Genomic DNA, 19,855 nt, shown 5'->3' on the forward strand with positions numbered 1-19,855 from the left:
GGCTGTGGTCAAGGTGGGACGAGACCCCAACGAAACCCTTTGATTGCGAGGCCTCTGACCGTTCAGAGCAACCTGTTTTTGACCAGCTCCGCGTTCATCCAATGCGTCTCACTTTGCACGTGGCCCTCGCGCACATATTTCGCGAGGTGAGTGGGCATGTCTTCTTCCTTGAAGGCAGCTGTTGTGCGAACGACAAACCCCTCTTGCGTATCAAGGCTCAGGTCTGCGATCACATCCGCCACAACCTTCGCAGAGAACCGCCCGCGATAAAGTTCGGGAACAGCGGTAATCCCAAGCTCGACAAAGCGTGAAAGCGTCGCGTCCCACGACTGCACGCGGTCTGCCTTGACCCAAGCAAAGCCAAGGAAATAGGTCGGCAAAGCTGAATATTCGATGGAATGACGCGCGAACAGATACTCACCTACAATGCGTTCATCCTCGGCTAGTTGTGGCGCGATACCGGCTGCGAAGGCTTTCATCCAATCTCGCGATGGGTGATAGCGTGCATCGATACTGCGAGGATGACAGCCTTGGCTGTGAATTGTCGTATTTTCACCGTCCATCTTTTCAGTAAAGACGACCTCGTCAGCCAGGGCCAACTCTTCAACGCTGGACATGATCTTGTCATCGCTTGTGGCACCGGGAGATTGCGGTAAGTGGAATGTACGCCCGTATTTCTTAAGCATATTGATCTCACGAATGAACTCTAGGCAAAGTCAGGCCAGCAAACGCGACATCAACCATGCACGCAATCACTTTTTCGCACCACACGATTGATCCCAAATCCAGTTTGATTCATACTCCGCCGCAGACCGAGAGGGGCACAAGACCCGTCCGGGCAGGCAAAAACGAGGCATGAGCATGAAACAGTTCCTCCTAATCGCATTCTGTGCGGCATCGGTGACGGCGGTGGCCCACACAGTGGACGCGGCCCAAATCAAACGGGCGTGTTTGGCGTCGGACCGTGAGGCGGCGACGCGGGCGCGGTGTACGTGCATCCAGCGCGTAGCAGATCAGGCGTTGACGCGTGGCGATCAGAAGACCGTAGCCAAATGGTTCGAGGACCCCCATCAGGCGCAGGAGTTGAAGATGTCGCAGACCGCGCGCGATGATGCGCTGTGGGATCGGTATCAGAACTTTGGCCAGATGGCGCAGGCGATCTGCAGCTGAGCCAGAGGCAATCCTTGACCTGATGCCCGCTGCGCCTCAGAAAAGGCGCAGCGAAAGGTATGTGCGATGGTGATGAAAGGGCTGACCCTGCGGGGCCTTGAGGTGTTCGAGGCGCTGGCACGGACCGGATCGGTGGCGCAGGCGGCCGAGATCACGGGGCTCAGCCAGCCGTCGGTGTCTCAGCAATTGCGCAATCTGGAAAAGGCCTTGGGCACCGATCTGGTCGATCACGGGCGGCGACCGATGCGGCTGACGCAGGCCGGGCGCAGTTTCCTGGCGCGCACTCAAGCGGTGCTGGGTGAGCTGCAAGTGGCGCAGAGCGAACTGGCGGTCATGGATCTGGGGCATCTGACCACTCTGTCCATCGGATTGATCGACGATTTCGACAATGATCTGACGCCCAGGCTGGCCACCCTGCTAGCCGATAGTCTGACTCGGTCGAAATTCAAGCTGATCACGCTGTCGAGCCTAGATCTGTTCGAAGCACTGGAGGCACAGCGGTTACACATGGCTGTCTCGGCCCATTCTGGTGAAGTATTGGAAGGTGTCATCGAATACCCTCTGGTCCAAGACCCCTTCATTTTGGTCGCGCCCAAGGGCGCAGAGCAGCCGATGCAAGATCTGCCCTTCCTGCGCTACGCCCGTGAACAGTTGATCAGCCGCCAGATCGAAGGTCATCTGGCCCGGCAGCAAATGGAGTTCGAAGAACGGTTCGAAATCGGCTCGCATCTGGCATTGATGGCGATGGTGGCGCGGGGCTTGGGCTGGGCGATCACCACGCCGCTGGGCTATATGCGCGCCGCGCGGTTTCATGACGGGCTGGAGGCGCACCCTGCCCCGTTTGGCGAGTTCGCGCGCAGAATCTCACTGATTACTCGCTCCGACTGGTCGGATCAGGTGCCGCAGGAAGTGGCGGATATGATTAAGCGACTGATGCAGAGTCAGATTGTTGACCCTGCTTTGGCGCAGTTGCCGTGGCTGGACGGGCAGCTGAAGGTGATAAGTTAGTCAAGCGCGAATGGATCGCACCGCTGCCTGAACTGCATTTTTTGTCAGCTCAAGGTCCATCTCGGAAATCGCCAGTGAAGGATAGAGTTTGCCGGCCGACTTGAAGATGCCGTGGTGTCGCAGCGTCGTATTATAGGCTTCGTTACGCTTTGGGTCGTCATGCTTGGCGGTCCGATAGTCTCTGCAAACACTGGCTGTAAAAAAGATGTCAAACAAGGTCTCATCACCACAGATTTGATGCGGAATATCAGCCTTGCTCAACTCCTCACTTTGCATGTCTTGCAGCTTTTTTCCGATAGCGCGCAAGCGCTCATAGCTGCCCTCGCGGCGTAGGATGTCCATCGTCTTAAGGCCGGCTGCGGCAGCGATCGGATTGCCTGACAGTGTGCCAAGCTGCATTAGCCATTTGTTCGCGCCGACAATAGATTTGTCGAAATGCTGCATGATCTCGGTATTGGCCCCAATGGCGGCCAGAGGAAAACCGCCGCCGATGATCTTACCCAAGGTGCAGATGTCTGGAGTTACTCCATAGCGTTCCTGCGCGCCGCCATAGGCCAGCCGGAAGCCCGTAACGATTTCGTCAAAGATCAAGAGGACACTGTATTTGTCGCACAGGTCGCGCAGCCCTTGCAAATAGCCGGGCAAGGCGGGAATTATCCGCTGCAGTGGCTCTACGATAATCGCGGCAACGTCCTTGTTTTCGGCCAGCAGCGCCTCGACCGCGGTCAGATCGTTAAACGGGGCGATCAACACCTGATCAGCGACCCCTTGCGGGATGCCCGCGCTGTCGGGAATAGCTTGGGGGAATTTGATGCGGACTTCGGGCGCAAGGCTCATCTGTGCTTCGGCGCTCATCCCGTGGTATCCGCCTTCGAACTTCAGGACCTTGTCGCGACCGGTATAGGCGCGGGCAAGACGGATGGCGTACATGTCAGCCTCGCCACCCGAGGCCACAAACCGGACCTGTTCGCAGCACGGCACCGCCTCAACAATCGCCTCGGCCAGTTCGATGCCCTTGGCATTGTTAGCAAAGAAGGTCATGCCCTTGGGGAGTTGCTCAAGAACGGCCTCTATGACTTCAGGATGGCCATGCCCCAGAAGCATCGGGCCAGAGCCGATCAGATAGTCGACATATTCGTTCCCATCCTCGTCCCAGACACGGCTGCCTTCACCGCGCGCGATGACTATGCCGGGATCGAAATTGCCGAAGCCTCCGGCAGGCAACACGGTGCGGGCACGGGCGATCCAATCGGCTTGAGAGGTCTGTTTATGCATAGGTCAGTCCAGTTCAAGAATTGGGGTACCAAGGATGTCCGGATCGGGCCTCACCCCAAGCCCGGGGCCTTCTGGTGGTGCAATACGCCCATCCTTGCGGGACGGACAATCCGGCGCAATGCGTGGCCCTACATAGGACGACAGATCGCAGGTGTTCAGTAGGGCATCTCGCGGTGTCGAGGCGGCGAAATGCAGCGATGCGGCGGTGACGATGTCTGATCCCCAAGTGCATTCCGCGCAGATCTCGGCCCCCAGATGCACAGTCAGATCACGGGCGCGGCGCATCGCGGACAGCCCTCCGAATTTCGACAGTTTCAAGGCGACTGCGTCCAGCACGCCAAGTTCATGCGCGTGCATGAGCGACGCCAGATCATAGGCATTTTCGTCGATTTTCATAGGCAGGCCAGTTGCCTGTCTGACAGCTGCACAATCTTCCAGCGTTTTGCAGGGCTGCTCCAGCATAACATCCAGATGTGCCACAGCGCGTCCCGTCCGCGTGGCCTGAAGTTTTGTCGCCCCGCAGTTCCAGTCGCCATAGACCAGTGGGCCGTCGCCCACGGCCTCGCGCACCTTGGCCAACCGTTCGGCATCTGCTTGCCAGTCGGCGTCGGCCCCAAGCTTGACCTGAAACTGTCGGATACCCGTCGCATAAGCTTCGCGGGCAATCCGCGCCATGTCGTCGGGCGCGATGCAGGTGATCGAGTGATAGAGCGGCATGTCAGCTTGGGTGCGGCCGCCAAGCAGCGCGTAAAGGGGCTGCCCACTCGCTTTGCCGAACAGATCCCACAACGCCATGTCGACTATAGATTTCGCATAGAGATGTCCTTGCAGGAACGAATCCAGTTTACGCATTGGGGCATCAATGCCGAACGGTTCGACTCCAAGGATTTCGGGTGCCATTTCCTCGATCGCACCGGGGACACCATTGGCGAAGGCGGGCAGGTAATGCGGGATCGGGCAGACCTCGCCCCAGCCTTTCTTTCCGTTATCGGCCTCCAGACACAGGACATGGCTTTTGACCGTGTCGCAGGTCTTGCCCTCGGCCATGTAGTAGGTCTCATGGCTGGTCAGATCGACAGACCATAACGAAATGCGAGAGATTTTCATGATATGTCATTTCCATCAGTCAGTTGCGGCCCGGACTCGAACTGATTGCGCCAGAATACCAGACATAGAACCGAGTCTGCGCCCGTCGTCATCGCGTGAGGCTGGTTAGAGGCGTGGAACGCAGTGTCGCCAGAGCTCAGCCAGCGCTTAGCTTGTCCGGCACGTAGGAACTCTGCCTGCCCGGCAAGCACTAAATAAAGCTCTTCCGCTGGGTGATGATGCCACGGATAGTGCAGATGTGGCGGCATATAAACCAGCCAGACACGGAGTTGGTCTGATGCAAAGCCGCCCTGATCGCCGACCAGACAGAAGCAGCCAAACCGACCCATGAAATCATCGCCTATCCCGCTATCTCGATAATGCTCGAGCCAGTGCGCGTCGCAGGCAAGCGCAAGCACAGCGTCACGCAAAGTCGAGACTGTCCCAGACCGCAAGGCTTGGTCAGTTGCCAGCAAATCAAGCGGGGGCAAGGCCCGCGTCGTGACCTTTTGTGGCACAAGATCATTCGGAAATGAACTGAACTCCGCAAGAGTGGGGTAGGTACGAAAGCAGCGGGCAAGCTCGGCTGCTGCGTGCGTCCAGACCTGTGCTTGTGTCACGCGATCTCCCTTGCGTCGGTTCTGGGCTTTTTGGATTTGGGGTCGTAGGCGGGATCGCCCAGCACACGGGCTGCACGGCGGATGCCGTGGATCACCACTTCAAGCGCCGTGCCGGGAGTGGCGGCGTGAGGTTTGACATAGGCAAAGGCCAAAATCTTCCCGACTGTTGGGCCAAAGGCCACGGACGCTGTGGATCCGACCACCTGCCCGTTCAAAACCACCGCCTCACCGCCGTGGCCGTCCGCTTTTCCGTCGGGCTCGATTTCCAGATAGGCGCAGACCCACGGCAGGTCAGTATTTAGAGTTTTGTCGCGGCCCAGATACTCCTTGTCCGTCCGAGCAAAACGCAAAACATTAGCCTCGGCCAGTGTGACCTCGTTGGTTAATTCGCCAGCCCCCTTGAAGCCCTTCTCCATACGCATCGCATTCATCGCGAAGCTGCCGTAATCGGCAATGCCGTGTATCTCACCCGCAGCCCACAGCGTAGTGTAGACATCAAGGCTGGCGTCATTGGGCATGTGGAATTCCCAGCCGAGCTCGCCCGCGTAGGACATACGGAATGTCCAGACATTGTGACCTGCAACCGTGATTTCCCGCGCAGACAGCCAGCGGAACCCGGCGTTGGACAAGTCGGCGTCAGTGCAGGCGGCCAACACGTCCCGCGACTTGGGACCGTTCAGGGACAGGGCACTCCACTCGGACGACAGGGCCGTTATCGTCACATCTTCCTCCGCGCGTTGATGGTTCAAGTGGTCCAGCAGGCGTTGTTCGAAGAAAGCGGCGCAGACCAGATAGAAGCGGTCTTCAGCCATCCGCACAATCGTCGTTTCCAGCTCGATCCGGCCAGCGCGGTTCAGCATGTGGGTCAGGGTGATCGAGCCTATCTTCTGCGGCATTCGGTTGGCGGTCAGCCGGTCCAGCAATGCGTATGCATCCGGCCCTTCGACCAGCACCTTTGCGAAGGCGGTAACATCCATGATGCCGACGCCGGTGCGCACCGCTTTCACCTCGGCCGCTACCATATCGTCGACGGGGGAACGGTTGAAGGAATAGTGGTCGCACTGTTCGATCCCCTTGGCGAAAAAGCGTGGGCGTTCAAAGCCATAGACCTCTTCATGCACGGCACCTTTGCTTTTCAGCAGATCATGCAAGGGGGACGGCTTGATCGGGCGTCCGACCAGACGGTTGAAATGTGGGAACGGGATTTCGTGGCGCAGACAGTAATCCTCTTCGGCCTTCACTACCTGCCAGTTCTTCGTGGCATAACTGCCAAACCGGCGCGGGTCGAATTCGCGCATCGAGATGTCAGCCGCCCCATGCACCATCCAGCGCGCCAGCTCGCGGGTCAGGCCGGGCCCCCATCCAATGCCGATCTGAGTGCCGCAGCAGCACCAGTAATTGCGCACAGCGGGTGCCGGGCCGATCAGCGGGTTGCCGTCTGGCGGATGGCTGATCGCGCCGTGCACGACGCGTTGAATGCCCAGATCGGCAAAGATCGGCATCCGGTTCAAGCTTTCTTCCAAATACGGCATGACACGGTCATAATCCGCGTCAAACAGCCAATTCTCGTAATGCCATGGGCATTCATCGTGCCAGACCGAGTTCGGGTTTTCTTTCTCGTAAATCCCGATCAGGCCCTTCTTTTGCTCCATCCGGATATAGCCCGAAACTTTCTTGTCGTCACGAATGACGGGCAGTTCTACGTCGAGACCCTGGAATTCGGGCACCTCGTCGGTCACGAAGTAATGGTGCGTCATCGAGGTCATGGGCAATTGCAGCCCCGACCATTCGCCCATCTGCCGCGCATATGTGCCGCCGGCATTGACGACATGCTCGCAGGTGATTGTGCCCTTCCCAGTCTCAACCACCCATTCGCCATTGTCAGCTTGCTTGATGTTGGAAGCACGGCATTGGCGGATGATCCGCACGCCCTTTTGACGGGCCCCAGCGGCCATCGCCATCGTGACATTCGTCGGGTCCACGTGACCGTCATCCGGCGTGTGAAGTGCGCCCAGAACACCACTGAGGTTATAGAACGGGTGCAACTCGGCCACCTTTTCCGGCCCAACCAGTTCGATGTTGAAACCCAGCGAGCGACCCACCGATAGCGTATGGCGCAACCAGTCCATTTCGTCTTCCGTATAGGCCAGGCGAAACGACCCGCAGCCGTGCCATGTCACCGGCTGGCCTGTTTCCGCTTCCAATCCACCGGAATAGAGACCGATATTATAGTCTACGCATTTCCCCAACCCAAAGGACGAGGTCGAATGTGTGATCTGTCCGGCGGCGTGCCATGTGCTGCCCGAGGTCAGCTCGGCCTTTTCAAGCAGCACCGTTTCCTCACCCCAGCCTTCATGCCCAAGATGATAGGCCAGCCCGACGCCCATGATGCCGCCGCCGACGATGACCACGCGCGCGTGGGATGGAAACTCACTTGCCACGACAACATCCTTTTCGAGTCGTTTTCCTCTCGACAGGCTAAGCAAACAAAAATACCATCGTCAATCATGAATGGGACAAATGTATCAAATACGATTCTCGAGCGTCTGGCCGATGAGCTTTCCGAGCTGACGCCCGAGGCACGCAAGGCGGCAACTTATGTCTTGGAAAACCCCCGTGATGTGGGGGTGTCGACGGTGCGCGAAATCGCAGAGGCCGCGAATGTCAAACCCAACACCGTCGTGCGTATGGCCCGTCAGGTCGGGTTCGAAGGCTACGAAGATTTCCGCGCGCCCTTCCGCGATGCCATCCGACGCGGCGCCGCCGACTTCCCGGACCGCGCGCGCTGGCTTCAGGACATTCGCAAATCGGACGATCTGGGCGGGCTATATGCCGACATAGTGCAGGACGTGCTGCGCAACGTCGAAGAGACCTTTGCGGGTATCTTGACCGACGACCTGAAGACGGCGGCCGAGGCGATCTGGGCCTCGCGCAATGTGTTTACCCTTGGCGTGGGCGTCAACAACTCGATCGCGCGCAATTTCACCTATCTGGCCTCGACCGGTATGAAGGAGTTTCACGCCATCCCGCGTCCGGGCTCGACCCCTGTCGATGATCTGGCGTGGGCAGATGAAAGTGACGTGCTGATCGCGATCACCTGCAAACCCTACCGGTCCGAGGTGGTCAAAGCCGTCGAGATAGCGCGCGAACAGGGCATGGTCATCGTCGCTCTGTCCGACAGTCCCGCCAGCCCGATCCTGCGTCTGGCCGATCATGACTTCGTGGTATCGGTCGATACACCGCAATTCTTCCCGTCCTCGGTCAGCATCATCGCGCTGCTTGAGACGCTTTTGTCATTCGTCATCGCCGTTGCCAGCGACGAGATCGTCGAACGGGTCGAGAAATTCCACAACCGTCGCCACCAGCTGGGACTGTATCACGAGGAGAAGACATGACCGAACCCATCAGGTCTTTGGCCGCGCGTTATTACACCGATCCCGATATTTATGCGCAAGAAATGTCCGGCCTGCTTGCCCGGACATGGCAATTCGCGGGCCATGTCAGCCAGCTTCCCAATGTCGGTGACTATTTCACTTTTGAAATTGCGGGCCAAAGCCTATTCTCGATCCGTGGCCGGGACGAAGTGATCCGCACCTTCTATAACGTCTGCCAACACCGCGCCCACGAAATGGTCACCGGGACTGGTAACACTCGTGTGGTGGTCTGCCCCTATCACGCCTGGACCTACGAACTGACTGGACATTTGCGCGCGGGTCCGAACATCAAATCTGTTCCGGGCTTTGACCGCTCTGAGATCTGCCTGACCGAAGTCCGGACCGAAGATTTCCATGGCTTTCTTTTCGTCAACCTCGATGACGATGCGGCGCCGATGGACGATTGGTTCCCCGGTGTCCGTGAAGAGATCGCCGAATTCGTTCCCAATGTCGTCAGGCTTGCCCCTCTGGAATGGGTCGAGGTGCCTGAGAACTGCAACTGGAAGGTCTCGGTCGAGAATTACTCAGAGTGCTACCACTGTCCCATTAACCACGCGACTTTCGCCGAGGGTGTAATCAAGCCGGAAACCTATGACATCCAACCAGATGCGGACGGCGGATATGTTCTGCGCCATACGACCGAATGTCAGCAAATGGAAAAGATGACCTATCCCGTGGACATGTCGGTGCCCCATGCCGGGGATTATCAGAGCTGGTTCCTGTGGCCCATGTTCTCATTCCAATGCTATCCGGGCAATGCTCTAAACACCTACCACTGGCGTGCCCACGGCCATGAAAACTGCACCGTCTGGCGCGGCTGGTTTACGCCGGAAGGTGCTGAAAGTGAGGTAATCCGGGGCCTTGCCGCTCAAGATCGCGAGACAACAGTAAAAGAGGACATCCACCTCGTGGAAAGCGTGCAGCGAGGGCTGAAATCTCGTGGTTATCGCCCCGGTCCCCTTGTGCTGGACCCCAACTGCGGGGTCAGTTCAGAGCATTCCATCGCTGCATTGCAGCGCTGGATGCGCGAGGCTGTAGATGGTCAAGAACATTAACGCACAATGCACCAACATATTGATCGATCTGTGATGAAGGCCTATTGGCTAAGCTACATTGATGGCGCGTTAGTCAAGGGCAGAGCCAGCCAGTTCGATGCGTTGAACCCTGGCAGTGACGAAAAGCTGGCCGAGCCTGCGCTTACGGATGCGGACGACGTTGACCGCGCCGATACGGCTGCAAAACGCGCGCATCTATCAGGTGCCTTGTCCGATCTGCGCCCAGTCGAACATGGTCACATGGTACAGGCCATGGGTCACTATATGCCGACCCAAATTGACGAAATCGCCGGGATCCTGACGCTGGAACAGGGCAACCCGCTGTGGGAAGCCCGGATCGAGGTCGAGGACGCCGCGCTGTATTTCGAATACTATAGCGCTCAGGCTGAAACCTTCGAGGGCCGCTCGATCCCGATAGGGAAAGGCCATTTCAATTTCACGACCTACGAACCCTACAGAGTTTCGGCGCAGATAATCTCTTGGAGCAATCCGATCGAAATGACGACGTGTTCGCTGTCAGCAGCACTTGCCTCGAGCAACGCCGGCGTGATCAAAACGCCAGAGCTGACACCGTTCAGCAACTCGTGGTTTGCCTCCGCTGCAGAGACCGCAGGCCTGCCTGAGCGCGCGGTGAACATCCTTTACGGGCTGGGCCACGAGTCCGGTAGTGCCTTGTCGACCCACACGCAGGTGAACCAGATCGTCTTCACAGGGCCCGTCCCCACGGGCATTGCCATTGCGACCATCACCGCCAAGAACGTCGTCCCCAGTGTGCTGAAACTTGGCCGGAAATCCGCTGCGATAGCGCATGATGATGCTGACCTGAATGCGTTCGCGAATGACGCCCCCCAAGATGCGCGAAGCCTTGTGGAACTATGTACAAACCAAAAACGTCGCCATCAAACTGAAGGACTAGACCATGAGCGTATTTGACGAAGATCTGTTTCTGAAAGGGCTCGAACAGCGCAAAACTACGCTGGGGGCTGAATATGTCGAAAAGAACTTGGCTACAGCAGATGATTTCACTCGCCCGTTTCAGGAGGCCATGACCGCGTGGTGTTGGGGCTTTGGCTGGGGGGATGACGTGATCGACGCAAAGACCCGGTCGATGATGAACCTCTCGATGATTGGCGCACTAGGCAAAATGACTGAATGGGAGACCCACTGCCGCGGGGCCATCAATAATGGCGTCACCAAAGAAGAAATCCGCGCAATTGTTCACGTGATTGGAATTTATTGCGGCGTGCCGCAGGCGTTGGAGTGCTTCCGTGTGGCCAAGAAGGTGCTGGAGGAGAGTTAGAAGGCGCGAGCGCTCAACCTTACACTGGCGGTCTCGCACCACAACGCCGCATCACTCAAACATAGTGGTCCTATTCTATACCGGTGTGTGGCCCCTCTTTGCTCCGGGATTGATATCCGACGAACCAACAATTCAGTTGGTTCAAGCGGAAGGTCTAATGGACGTACACTTTCACACGGACGAATAGAACCAAGATTCAAAAGGAGGGGTACATGCCCCTCCATATTTGTTGCTCACCTCGGTTCGGACATTGGTGCGCAGTACAGCATCGATCTAGATGAGCTCTGAGCAGGCATCGGGGCGTTTAGTGCCCTGAATGCAGGGCGTACGTCAGCTTCTATAGCTCAGCGCTCAGGTACGCCTGCAAGCCATCAACAGCAATCTCGATCAGGTCCAGCGCTCCATCGAAATCGCGGGTATAGTACGGATCGGGCACGTGATCGGCACCGGAATGTGGCGCGAAATCGGTTAGCAGGCGGACAGGAGTATCGCTGCCATCGGGGCGCAGGTCTTCGATATTGGCGATATTGTCCGCATCCATACCGATGATCAGATCGAAGCGGTGGAAATCCTCGGCCACGAACTGGCGGGCGCGCAGGTCGCTGAGGTTAATATCGCGGGCGCGGGCGGCTTTTTGCATTGGGCCATAGGGCGGATCACCGATATGCCAACCCGATGTTCCGGCGCTGTCGGTTTGGTGATGGCCCGCGCGGGCGCGAAAAACGCCCTCGGCTGCCGGAGAGCGGCAGATATTGCCCAGGCAGACGAAAAGGATACGGTGTGTCATGGGAATGGGTGTAGCGCGTGAGGCGGCCATGGAAAAGATCGTCATTCTGACTGGAGCCGGAATTTCCGCCGAAAGCGGGCTGGGCACGTTCCGCGAAGAAGGCGGTCTGTGGGCGCAGCACCGGATCGAGGATGTCGCAACGCCCGAAGGCTTCGCCCGCAATCCGGCACTGGTGCATGGGTTTTACAATACCCGCCGGGTGCAGGCCGCCAAGGCACAGCCCAATGCCGCACATCGGGCGCTTGCCCGGCTGCAGAAGCGATGGCCCGGCGAAGTGGTCATCGTCACGCAGAATGTCGACAGCCTGCATGAGGCAGGCGGGGCTGCACAGGTGCTCCATATGCATGGCACGCTGGCCGGTGCCCTATGTGGAGTTTGCGGGCACCGCTGGACCTCGCCACCCGAGATGGAGGTACACGAGCCTTGCCCAGCCTGCTTTCAACCGACGGCCCGACCCGATGTGGTGTGGTTTGGTGAGATGCCCTATTTTATGGATGAAATTTACGATCACCTGGCTGAAGCCGCACTGTTCGCCTCTATCGGCACTTCGGGTCAGGTTTATCCAGCGGCGGGTTTTGCGCAAGAGGCACGGGCCGGAGGTGCGCGAACGATAGAATTGAACCTTGAACCTTCCGCTGGGGCGTCCGTCTTTGATGAGACACACCTCGGGCCTGCTACCGAGGTGATCCCGCGTTGGGTCAATGAAATGTTGGTACGGGGCAGCACGCGATAGGGGCAGACAGAACAGCGCTTTCGCGTCTATGGTGCTGAAAACAATAATGCTGAGTGAGTTCATGACAGATCTACCACCCAAAGACGGAGAAATCCTTGACGATAGCAGCATCAACGCGCGTGACACCTTAAGCGAGAATCTTGCCAACCTGTGGTGGACCTTCTTGCTGCGCGGAATTCTGGCCGGTCTGATCGGGATTGCGGCGCTGTTCTGGCCCACCAGCAGTATCTCAGTATTGCTGCGGCTGGTGGGGGCGCTGCTTATTTTGGATGGTGCGCTCACCTGGCTTGGGTTTGGGCGACGTGGGCTGGTTGGAGGCTTTGGCATCGGGGCTGCTCTGATCGGATTGATACTATTGATCTGGCCGCAGGGAGTGGCGTGGCTGGCCTTTACGCTGATGGGGGCGATGGCGTTATTCGTGGCCATAGGCTCCTTCATGGCCCTGCCTCAGATGCACCCACAGGATCCCGAGCGTGCAACGGTGCGAAATTCAGGTATCTTTGCCCTCATCATCGGGCTGGTGCTTATATTCTGGCCCGGCAGCGGAATGGTGGCTTTGGGTTGGGCAATTGCTTTCTTTGCGTTGACCTCAGCCATCGTGATGTTCTTTCTGGCCGCACGGTTCAAAAATGCGGGTGATCGGTTGGGAATGAAAACTGTCAACCGCTAGCAATATAGGCCGGGCATTGTCCGGCCTAATGCCTTGATGATGGCTGATGAAACGGCGGATTAGTTCGAATGCGAGTGGTCGCGTGAGCCGTGCCCGCCCTGATCCTACCGCTCCAAATCTACCGGGATTTCTACAACAACCTCTCCGGCCTGTTCAAAAATCAGCGTCACCGCCACAGAAGATCCCTGTTCAAATGGCGCATTGAGTCCCATGAACATGACATGGTCACCGCCACGTTTCAGCAGGTGGGTTTCACCTGCCGGTATGGCAAATCCTTCTTCGACATGGATCATCTGGGCAACGCCGTTTTCATCAACTTTGTGGGTGTGAAGCTCAACACGTCCTGCCACATCCGATTTGACGCCGATCAGGCGGTCATTGGTATCGCTGTGGTTTTCGATTACCATGAAGGCGGCACCGGCCTTGGCAGATTTACCTGAGGACCGCGCGTAGGCATCGTCAACAACGATAGCATCGGCAGCCATGGCGCCTGAGGTGAATGAAAGCGCAGCCAAAGTTGCGAGCAAAGTGGATTTGAGGGTCATTGCGACTCTCCTTACGTAAATGTCTGATTTTGTTAGATGTCTAATTCAGACAGAGATCGGAGGAGCGCGGGCAGGATGCCGTGGCAAGGGGGCCGAAATCAAATCCGCCGAGCGTAGTGGTGGAGCGGGCAACGCCCTGGACGGAGCCAAAGGCAGGGCAGCGCGCGCGTCGTGTACAGCACCCAGCAGGCTAAGCGCATAGTCCGGACAGTAATGCGGCGCACGTGTCGGTTGACCTTCGTCATCCATATACACAACCACAGGCCCGGTCCCGGTGCACAGAACCATCTGCCCCACCGCGCGATCAATGCCGCGCGATGCCGCAAGGCCCTGCCCCGTGACAATTACGAGCAGGGACAGCGCATAAGGCAGTATCTGGCGGAAAATGTCTTTCATCCTAGCCCGAGATATACGCCTGAGTTTCTATACGCTTCAAGCGAGAAGGCCAGGCTGAGACAGAATGGCCCGGTTCAAGATTTGGGTGGTTTTGCCGGGTCGGCGTTCATACTCGTATGTAGACGATTCACCCGACGTTGCATCCGCGTGCATCGAACCACTGCCGCCGCAAGTGAAGCTGGCAAAAAAGACAATAAATTTGTTACTCGAAACTGCATGATGACCCCCCAGAATCAACAATATGCATAAACATATATTGATCTCATCAAGGCTTCTGTGAACAAAGTCACGGAGAGGCTCACTTTGTTGGCTTTTTGAAAACAAAAGACAGGTCCACTGCAATCATCACCGACAAAAAAGCCCCGCATCCAAGGATGCAGGGCTGAATATTTGTGTGTCGGTAAGACTTACGCCGAAGCTTGCGCTTTGGCGATTTCCTTCTTCACTTTCAAGGCGTTCGCCGACAGTTCGTCATCCTTGGCTTTCGCCAGAAATGCATCCAGACCACCGCGGTGGTCTACCGAGCGCAGGGCTGCCGCCGAGATGCGCAGCTTTACGCCGCGGCCCAAGGTTTCCGACTGCAGGGTAACGTCGTTCAGGTTGGGCAGAAAACGACGACGAGTTCTGTTTTTGGCGTGGCTGACATTGTTGCCAGTCATCGGGCCTTTTCCGGTCAGTTCGCAACGGCGCGACATGGTTTCTTCCTTTGTTTCTGGAGGCCGGGTACAAGACCCGCGGCCAAATCACAAGGGGCGCAACCCGAAGTCGCGCCCGAAAACTGGTTGGATGCGTGTAGTGGGAATCACGCGAAGGGTCAAGACGGGTGCGACGAAATCTTTATCCCGAAGTCGTTTTCCATTGTGGCGCCAGCTTCCGACCGCTGCAATAGAGGTTTGTTGTTCTTCAGATGGCGCGAGATCAACTGTGTCTGCAAACGCCCACGCGGGATCAGGCGGGCCGGATCGGTGCGATAATCTAGTTCGGCCAACTCCGGGAAGATTTCGAATACTTCACGTCTCGCCGCAACACTAAGAGATTTTAACGCTTCGCGGCCGGTATAAAGGCTTTCGGTCGGGGTGTTTTCAGCAAAAATCACTTGATGGCGATCAAACAGCAGGTGAAAATACTCAACGTTTTCGACGCTTTGATCAACGTAGATATCCGGCATCGCAGTGAGCTTGATGGCCGGAATCAAAACCTCGTTCGTGCCGAACATACGTTGGGCGATCTTTGAGTGCACCAGCATCCGGTGCTGGCGCGAGACCAGCAGATCACGATGAGGCAGCCCCTCTCCCAATGCACCTGCAAGAATGCGCACAGGCCAGAGTCTGGGGTTGGCCTCAAGCTGGGGGCGGTCAAATTCGCGCCGTCCGATCCAGCGGATCGGGTGCAGGCCCTGCCCCAGCGTGGGGATCAGGTCACCGGTGCGCAGCGACTGGATCGTAGTCTGGCCGTGCTGCGTCGTTACCAATGTATCGCGCGTGAAACAGGGCATGCCTGATCCGTTCTCAAACGCCGAATAGGTGACAGTTATTCCGGATGGCAGGGTGAATGTGCCGCTTGAGATCGAGTATCCGACCCCATCTTCAACCGTAATCACCCCGAAGGTATCGTCCGTGATAACAGTGCCCTCGGGCAGGTTCAGCGTATCGGTTCCGCTGCCGCCTCGAATGTCGCCTGTCACCGTGGTGCTGATGAAATTTATCGTGTCATCGCCGCCGCCGAGCCGGATATTGCCCACGGTTGACCCGCTGACATCAACCGTGTCCGCATCGGACCCGCTGGCGATGCGCCCGCCGACCGTGCTGTTGGTGACAGTGATCGTGTCGATACCTGCGTTGCCCAGGACGTTGTTGGCAATGGTACTATCGGTGATGGTGATATCGTCATCGCCGCCACGGCCCCGGATATTATCAATCGGGGTCCCCTGCGGCGTGCCATTCAACGTACCGTTGTCATTTGTGACATCGATATTGTCGTCGCCGTTGGTGCCATTGATATTGGGCATTCTGACGTGTCCCGTTCCTCGGAGAATCCGGGCATGATCCGAGCTGACTAAGCCCTTTCTCAACCCGGTTCAAACGCAGCTACTCACACTCTAACACAGCAATATATGCAACGATAATACACAATTAGCGGTCAGCGCACCAGCCGCGCAAGCATCATATCGCCCGAGTGTTACGTGTCGGACAGCCCGGCGAGGATTTGTTCGGCCGCCGCCGACGGGCTGAGACGGCCCGCACTGACCTGCGTGCCCAGATCGCTCATCCGGTCGCGCATCTGTGGCGTCTCGAGTCGCGCCAGCAAGGCGTGGCGCACCTCTTGTTTGAACCAGTATTGCGCCTGTGTGGCGCGGTTCGACGCCCAATGCCCGGCGTCGCGCCGCCATGTGGTCAGGGTCTGCATCTCGTCCCAGGCCTGTTCCAACCCGTGCTCTTCAACAGCTGAAACGGTCATGGCCTTGGGGAACCCTTCGGGGTCTTGCGGGCGTTTGCGCAGCAGACGCAGCGCGCCCGCATAATCAGCGCAGGTGCGGGTGGCAGTCGCTTTCAGGTCGCCATCAGCCTTGTTGATCAGAATCATGTCGGCCATTTCCATGATGCCGCGCTTGACGCCCTGCAACTCATCACCGCCCGCCGGGGCCAGCAGCAGCAGGAACAGGTCAGACATCTCGGCCACCACGATTTCCGATTGGCCCACACCCACAGTTTCAATCAGCACGACGTCAAAACCCGCCGCCTCGCAGAGTGCGATCGCTTCGCGCGTGCGGCGCGCCACGCCGCCAAGGTGGCTCTGGCTGGGGGACGGGCGGATAAAGGCGTTTTTCTCGCGGCTCAGCCGCTCCATGCGGGTCTTGTCGCCCAGAATCGAGCCGCCCGAACGGGCCGAACTGGGATCAACTGCCAGAACCGCAACACGTAGCCCCTGCCCCGTCAGCATCATTCCGAAGCTTTCGATAAAGGTCGATTTGCCGACACCTGGCGTGCCAGACAGTCCAATTCGCAGCGCCTGCCGCCCGACACCAGCCAACCGATCGAGCAAGGCCGTGGCTTGCGCTCGGTGGTCATCACGCCCGCTTTCGACCAGCGTGATCGCTCGGGCCAGTGCCCTGCGCTCTCCGTTCAAGATCCTGTCGCCAAGCTCGGCAATGTTCATCGGTCGGTCCCCGGTTGGAATTTGCCATAGATGAGAGGTGATGACCCGGTTTGTCCAGCCCCAACTCGGGCCCGGAGCGGCGATGCTGGACCTTGGCCGAGGCTTTGGCGATAAGGCGATATGACCCGGTTGCCCATTGATGACGCCATTCCCGATCTTCTGAACGCCTTGCGAACGCATGGGCGCGCGGTGCTGCAGGCGCCTCCGGGTGCGGGTAAAACGACCCGCGTGCCGCTTGAGATGCTGCATGCAGGCCTTGGCGATGGTCGAATCGTGATGCTTGAGCCACGTCGACTGGCCGCGCGGGCCGCTGCAGAGCGCATGGCTGAGACTTTGGGTGAACCTGTGGGTCAGACCGTCGGCTACCGCGTACGTGGGGACGTGAAAATTTCAAAGGCGACGCGCATTGAGGTTGTGACCGAGGGCATTTTGACCCGTATGCTGCAATCCGAACCGGATTTACCAGGCGTGGGGGCAGTAATTTTCGATGAATTCCACGAGCGTTCGTTGAACGCCGATCTGGGGCTGGCCTTATGCCTTGAGGTGGCAGGAGCGCTTCGGGGCGATCTTATCCTGCTTGCAATGTCTGCGACACTGGATGCCGAACCGGTGGGGCGGTTGATGGATGCGCCGCTCATCACTTCCGAGGGGCGCAGCTATCCGGTTGAAACCCGTTGGCTTGACCGACCTCTGGGTGCACAGGCTCGACGCTTGGATGCGCTTATTGATCTGGTTGTGCAGGCCGAGCGGGAAACTACAGGTGGAGTGCTGGTTTTCCTGCCCGGCGAACGGGAAATCAGGCGCGCCGAGGTCGCTTTGACACGCCGACTGCCCAACGACTGCACGGTACACCCTCTTTTTGGTGCCCTGCCATTTGCCACCCAACGCGCAGCAATTGCACCCGTGACGACAGGCCGCAAGGTCGTGCTGACGACATCGATTGCTGAGACCTCGTTGACCATACCCGATATCCGCGTGGTGGTGGATATGGGCCAAGCGCGGCGCGCACGGTTCGATCCAGGTTCTGGCATGTCGCGGCTGGTGACCGAGCGGGTAACACGGGCCGAGGCCACTCAACGTGCGGGCCGTGCAGGCCGGGTAGCCGAAGGCGTGTGCTACCGGCTGTGGTCTAAGGGCGAAGAAGGCGCACTGCTCGCATACCCACCTGCTGAAATCGAAGCCGCCGACTTGACCGGAATGGCGCTGGAGCTCGCGCTCTGGGGCGCGGAGCCGGGTGATCTTGCGTTCCTGACTTCGCCACCTGAGGGCGCATTGACCGAGGCACGATCCTTGCTAACCATGCTCGACGCCTTGGACAGCAAGGGCCGGATTACGGAACACGGGCGCGCGTTGGCTGCGTTGCCGCTGCATCCACGTCTCGCGCATATGTTGGTGCGTGCGGGCCGCGAGGCCGCCCCCTTAGCGGCGCTGATGGCAGATCGAGATCCGCTGCGTGGCGCGCCGGTTGATCTGTCGTTGCGGCTCGAGGCGTTGCGGGATATCCGCAAGTTTCGGCACAATCGCGTCTGGCAAGTCAACGAGGGCGCGCTGGACCGGATCAATACCGAGGGAAAACGATTGCGTGCGCAAGCGCAGGGCTCTGGCGATCTGAGCCCTGCGGCGACGGCAGCCCTGGCCTATCCGGACCGCATCGCACAGCGGCGCAGGGGCGATACCCCCCGCTATGTCCTCTCGGGCGGTAAGGGCGTGGTGCTGGAGGCTGACGACACCTTGGCAACAGCTCCTTATCTGGTGGTCACCGACACAGACGGCAACCCGCGCGAGGCCCGCGTACGCATGGCCGCGCAGATTTCCGAGGGCGAAATCCGCGATTTATTCGGCGATCAGATTGAATGGCTCGATAGTTGCGAATGGTCCAAGCGCGAACGCCGTGTCGTGGCCCGACGGCAGGAACGCTTCGGGGCGATCACCCTGGATGACCGAATTTGGAAAGACGTACCCGAGGACGCTGTGGCTCAGGCAATGCTGGTCGGGGTGCGTGATCTGGGAATACGGCTTCAGGGGGCCTCGGCAAGGTTGGCAGCGCGGGTCGAGTTGGTTCGAGCTGCAGGTGTTGACCTACCCGATTGTTCGGAAGGGGGTCTTATGGACGCGCTGGAGGACTGGCTGCTGCCTACGCTCTCGGGCGTACGCAGCGCCGAAGACTGGAAGCGTTTTGACCTGTTACCAGCACTGCGCGCCCGGCTGGATTGGGCACAGACGCAAGAGCTGGACCGCCGCGCGCCAGGATCGTTTGTAACTCCGCTGGGACGCAAGCTGCCAATCGACTATGGCGGTGCGGTGCCCGAGATTTCGGTGCGATTGCAAGAGGTGTTCGGTGTGACCCAACACCCGGTGATCGGTGGTGAACCCTTAAAGATCACACTACTGTCACCGGCGCAGAGACCGATACAGATCACCCGCGATCTACCAGGGTTCTGGGCTGGGTCTTATGCGGACGTGCGCAAGGATATGCGGGCGCAATATCCCAAACATCCCTGGCCTGAAGATCCAACACAGGCCGACCCGACTCTGCGTGCGAAACGCCGAAAGACCTGAGGTCGAACTCGGAATTCATGTGAAATCAAAAATCCATGCTGAATTCGCCCCTTAAAACGGC

At 58.5% G+C, this 19,855-nt stretch carries 20 protein-coding genes; 9 read left to right on the forward strand and 11 right to left on the reverse strand.

The window, feature by feature from the left end:
- Positions 1-62 precede the first annotated feature (62 nt).
- A complete protein-coding gene (locus tag ACR0DU_RS15465) occupies positions 63-686 on the reverse strand; it encodes an RNA ligase family protein (RefSeq protein ID WP_480875747.1) in 624 nt (207 codons plus the stop codon).
- A gap of 175 nt (positions 687-861) precedes the next feature.
- Here ACR0DU_RS15465 and ACR0DU_RS15470 point away from each other — a divergent pair, with 175 nt between their 5' ends.
- Both ACR0DU_RS15470 and ACR0DU_RS15475 read left to right on the forward strand, forming a co-directional pair.
- Entirely contained in the window at positions 862-1,170 is a 309-nt protein-coding gene (locus ACR0DU_RS15470) for a hypothetical protein (protein WP_170473067.1), read from the forward strand.
- A 66-nt stretch (positions 1,171-1,236) separates the two neighbouring features.
- Positions 1,237-2,178 (forward strand): LysR family transcriptional regulator, encoded by a 942-nt coding sequence (locus tag ACR0DU_RS15475; RefSeq protein WP_170772641.1) that lies wholly within the window; start codon positions 1,237-1,239, stop codon positions 2,176-2,178.
- Here the strand turns inward: ACR0DU_RS15475 and ACR0DU_RS15480 are convergent, their stop codons facing one another.
- Genes ACR0DU_RS15480 through ACR0DU_RS15495 form a run of 4 tightly spaced genes read right to left on the reverse strand, consistent with a single transcriptional unit; the run spans position 2,179 to position 7,600 of the window.
- Complete coding sequence (locus tag ACR0DU_RS15480) at positions 2,179-3,453, reverse strand: aspartate aminotransferase family protein (RefSeq protein WP_480875750.1); 1,275 nt, start codon at positions 3,451-3,453, stop codon at positions 2,179-2,181.
- A gap of 3 nt (positions 3,454-3,456) precedes the next feature.
- Positions 3,457-4,560 carry a mandelate racemase/muconate lactonizing enzyme family protein gene (locus ACR0DU_RS15485; protein WP_480875753.1) on the reverse strand — a complete coding sequence of 368 codons (1,104 nt, stop codon included), beginning with the start codon at positions 4,558-4,560 and terminating at the stop codon, positions 3,457-3,459.
- The gene (locus ACR0DU_RS15490) at positions 4,557-5,159 is read right to left on the reverse strand and encodes a dimethylsulfonioproprionate lyase family protein (RefSeq protein ID WP_480875756.1); all 603 of its coding nucleotides are present in this window, start codon (positions 5,157-5,159) and stop codon (positions 4,557-4,559) included. Before ACR0DU_RS15490 ends, ACR0DU_RS15485 begins: the two co-directional genes overlap by 4 nt.
- The gene (locus ACR0DU_RS15495; RefSeq protein ID WP_480875757.1) at positions 5,156-7,600 is read right to left on the reverse strand and encodes an FAD-dependent oxidoreductase; all 2,445 of its coding nucleotides are present in this window, start codon (positions 7,598-7,600) and stop codon (positions 5,156-5,158) included. Before ACR0DU_RS15495 ends, ACR0DU_RS15490 begins: the two co-directional genes overlap by 4 nt.
- 66 nt (positions 7,601-7,666) lie before the next feature.
- On the opposite strand from ACR0DU_RS15495, the gene ACR0DU_RS15500 reads away from it, so the two are divergent.
- From ACR0DU_RS15500 to ACR0DU_RS15515, 4 genes are read left to right on the forward strand one after another with little or no spacing between them, the layout of a single operon-like run.
- Entirely contained in the window at positions 7,667-8,554 is an 888-nt protein-coding gene (locus ACR0DU_RS15500) for a MurR/RpiR family transcriptional regulator (protein WP_010441733.1), read from the forward strand.
- The gene (locus ACR0DU_RS15505; RefSeq protein ID WP_480875760.1) at positions 8,551-9,648 is read left to right on the forward strand and encodes an aromatic ring-hydroxylating oxygenase subunit alpha; all 1,098 of its coding nucleotides are present in this window, start codon (positions 8,551-8,553) and stop codon (positions 9,646-9,648) included. Before ACR0DU_RS15500 ends, ACR0DU_RS15505 begins: the two co-directional genes overlap by 4 nt.
- A 6-nt stretch (positions 9,649-9,654) precedes the next feature.
- The gene (locus ACR0DU_RS15510; RefSeq protein WP_480875762.1) at positions 9,655-10,581 is read left to right on the forward strand and encodes an aldehyde dehydrogenase family protein; all 927 of its coding nucleotides are present in this window, start codon (positions 9,655-9,657) and stop codon (positions 10,579-10,581) included.
- On the forward strand, positions 10,568-10,948 hold the full coding sequence (locus ACR0DU_RS15515) for a carboxymuconolactone decarboxylase family protein (protein ID WP_010441730.1): 381 nt from the start codon (positions 10,568-10,570) through the stop codon (positions 10,946-10,948). The genes ACR0DU_RS15510 and ACR0DU_RS15515 overlap by 14 nt, the downstream gene beginning before the upstream one ends.
- 337 nt (positions 10,949-11,285) lie before the next feature.
- Here the strand turns inward: ACR0DU_RS15515 and ACR0DU_RS15520 are convergent, their stop codons facing one another.
- A complete protein-coding gene (locus ACR0DU_RS15520) occupies positions 11,286-11,735 on the reverse strand; it encodes a low molecular weight protein-tyrosine-phosphatase (protein WP_170779972.1) in 450 nt (149 codons plus the stop codon).
- 28 nt (positions 11,736-11,763) lie between these two features.
- Here ACR0DU_RS15520 and ACR0DU_RS15525 point away from each other — a divergent pair, with 28 nt between their 5' ends.
- Both ACR0DU_RS15525 and ACR0DU_RS15530 read left to right on the forward strand, forming a co-directional pair.
- Complete coding sequence (locus tag ACR0DU_RS15525) at positions 11,764-12,468, forward strand: NAD-dependent deacylase (protein WP_480875885.1); 705 nt, start codon at positions 11,764-11,766, stop codon at positions 12,466-12,468.
- A gap of 61 nt (positions 12,469-12,529) precedes the next feature.
- On the forward strand, positions 12,530-13,138 hold the full coding sequence (locus ACR0DU_RS15530; RefSeq protein WP_050806461.1) for an HdeD family acid-resistance protein: 609 nt from the start codon (positions 12,530-12,532) through the stop codon (positions 13,136-13,138).
- Positions 13,139-13,242: 104 nt separating this feature from the next.
- Here the strand turns inward: ACR0DU_RS15530 and ACR0DU_RS15535 are convergent, their stop codons facing one another.
- The 5 genes from ACR0DU_RS15535 to meaB form a co-directional block, all read right to left on the reverse strand.
- Positions 13,243-13,683 carry a copper chaperone PCu(A)C gene (locus ACR0DU_RS15535; RefSeq protein WP_170779440.1) on the reverse strand — a complete coding sequence of 147 codons (441 nt, stop codon included), beginning with the start codon at positions 13,681-13,683 and terminating at the stop codon, positions 13,243-13,245.
- A 45-nt stretch (positions 13,684-13,728) separates the two neighbouring features.
- Entirely contained in the window at positions 13,729-14,079 is a 351-nt protein-coding gene (locus tag ACR0DU_RS15540; protein WP_170779438.1) for a hypothetical protein, read from the reverse strand.
- A 407-nt stretch (positions 14,080-14,486) separates the two neighbouring features.
- Positions 14,487-14,774 (reverse strand): 50S ribosomal protein L28, encoded by a 288-nt coding sequence (gene rpmB / locus ACR0DU_RS15545; RefSeq protein ID WP_008756960.1) that lies wholly within the window; start codon positions 14,772-14,774, stop codon positions 14,487-14,489.
- 119 nt (positions 14,775-14,893) lie between these two features.
- Positions 14,894-16,087, reverse strand: coding sequence for a Hint domain-containing protein (locus ACR0DU_RS15550; RefSeq protein WP_480875768.1), 1,194 nt, complete (start codon positions 16,085-16,087; stop codon positions 14,894-14,896).
- 170 nt (positions 16,088-16,257) lie between these two features.
- Positions 16,258-17,235: a methylmalonyl Co-A mutase-associated GTPase MeaB gene (meaB, locus tag ACR0DU_RS15555; RefSeq protein ID WP_480875770.1), complete on the reverse strand. Its 978-nt coding sequence runs from the start codon at positions 17,233-17,235 to the stop codon at positions 16,258-16,260.
- A 120-nt stretch (positions 17,236-17,355) separates the two neighbouring features.
- Here meaB and hrpB point away from each other — a divergent pair, with 120 nt between their 5' ends.
- On the forward strand, positions 17,356-19,794 hold the full coding sequence (gene hrpB, locus ACR0DU_RS15560; RefSeq protein WP_480875773.1) for an ATP-dependent helicase HrpB: 2,439 nt from the start codon (positions 17,356-17,358) through the stop codon (positions 19,792-19,794).
- The last annotated feature ends 61 nt before the right edge of the window (positions 19,795-19,855 follow it).

The organism is Ruegeria sp. G2, assembly GCF_056533505.1.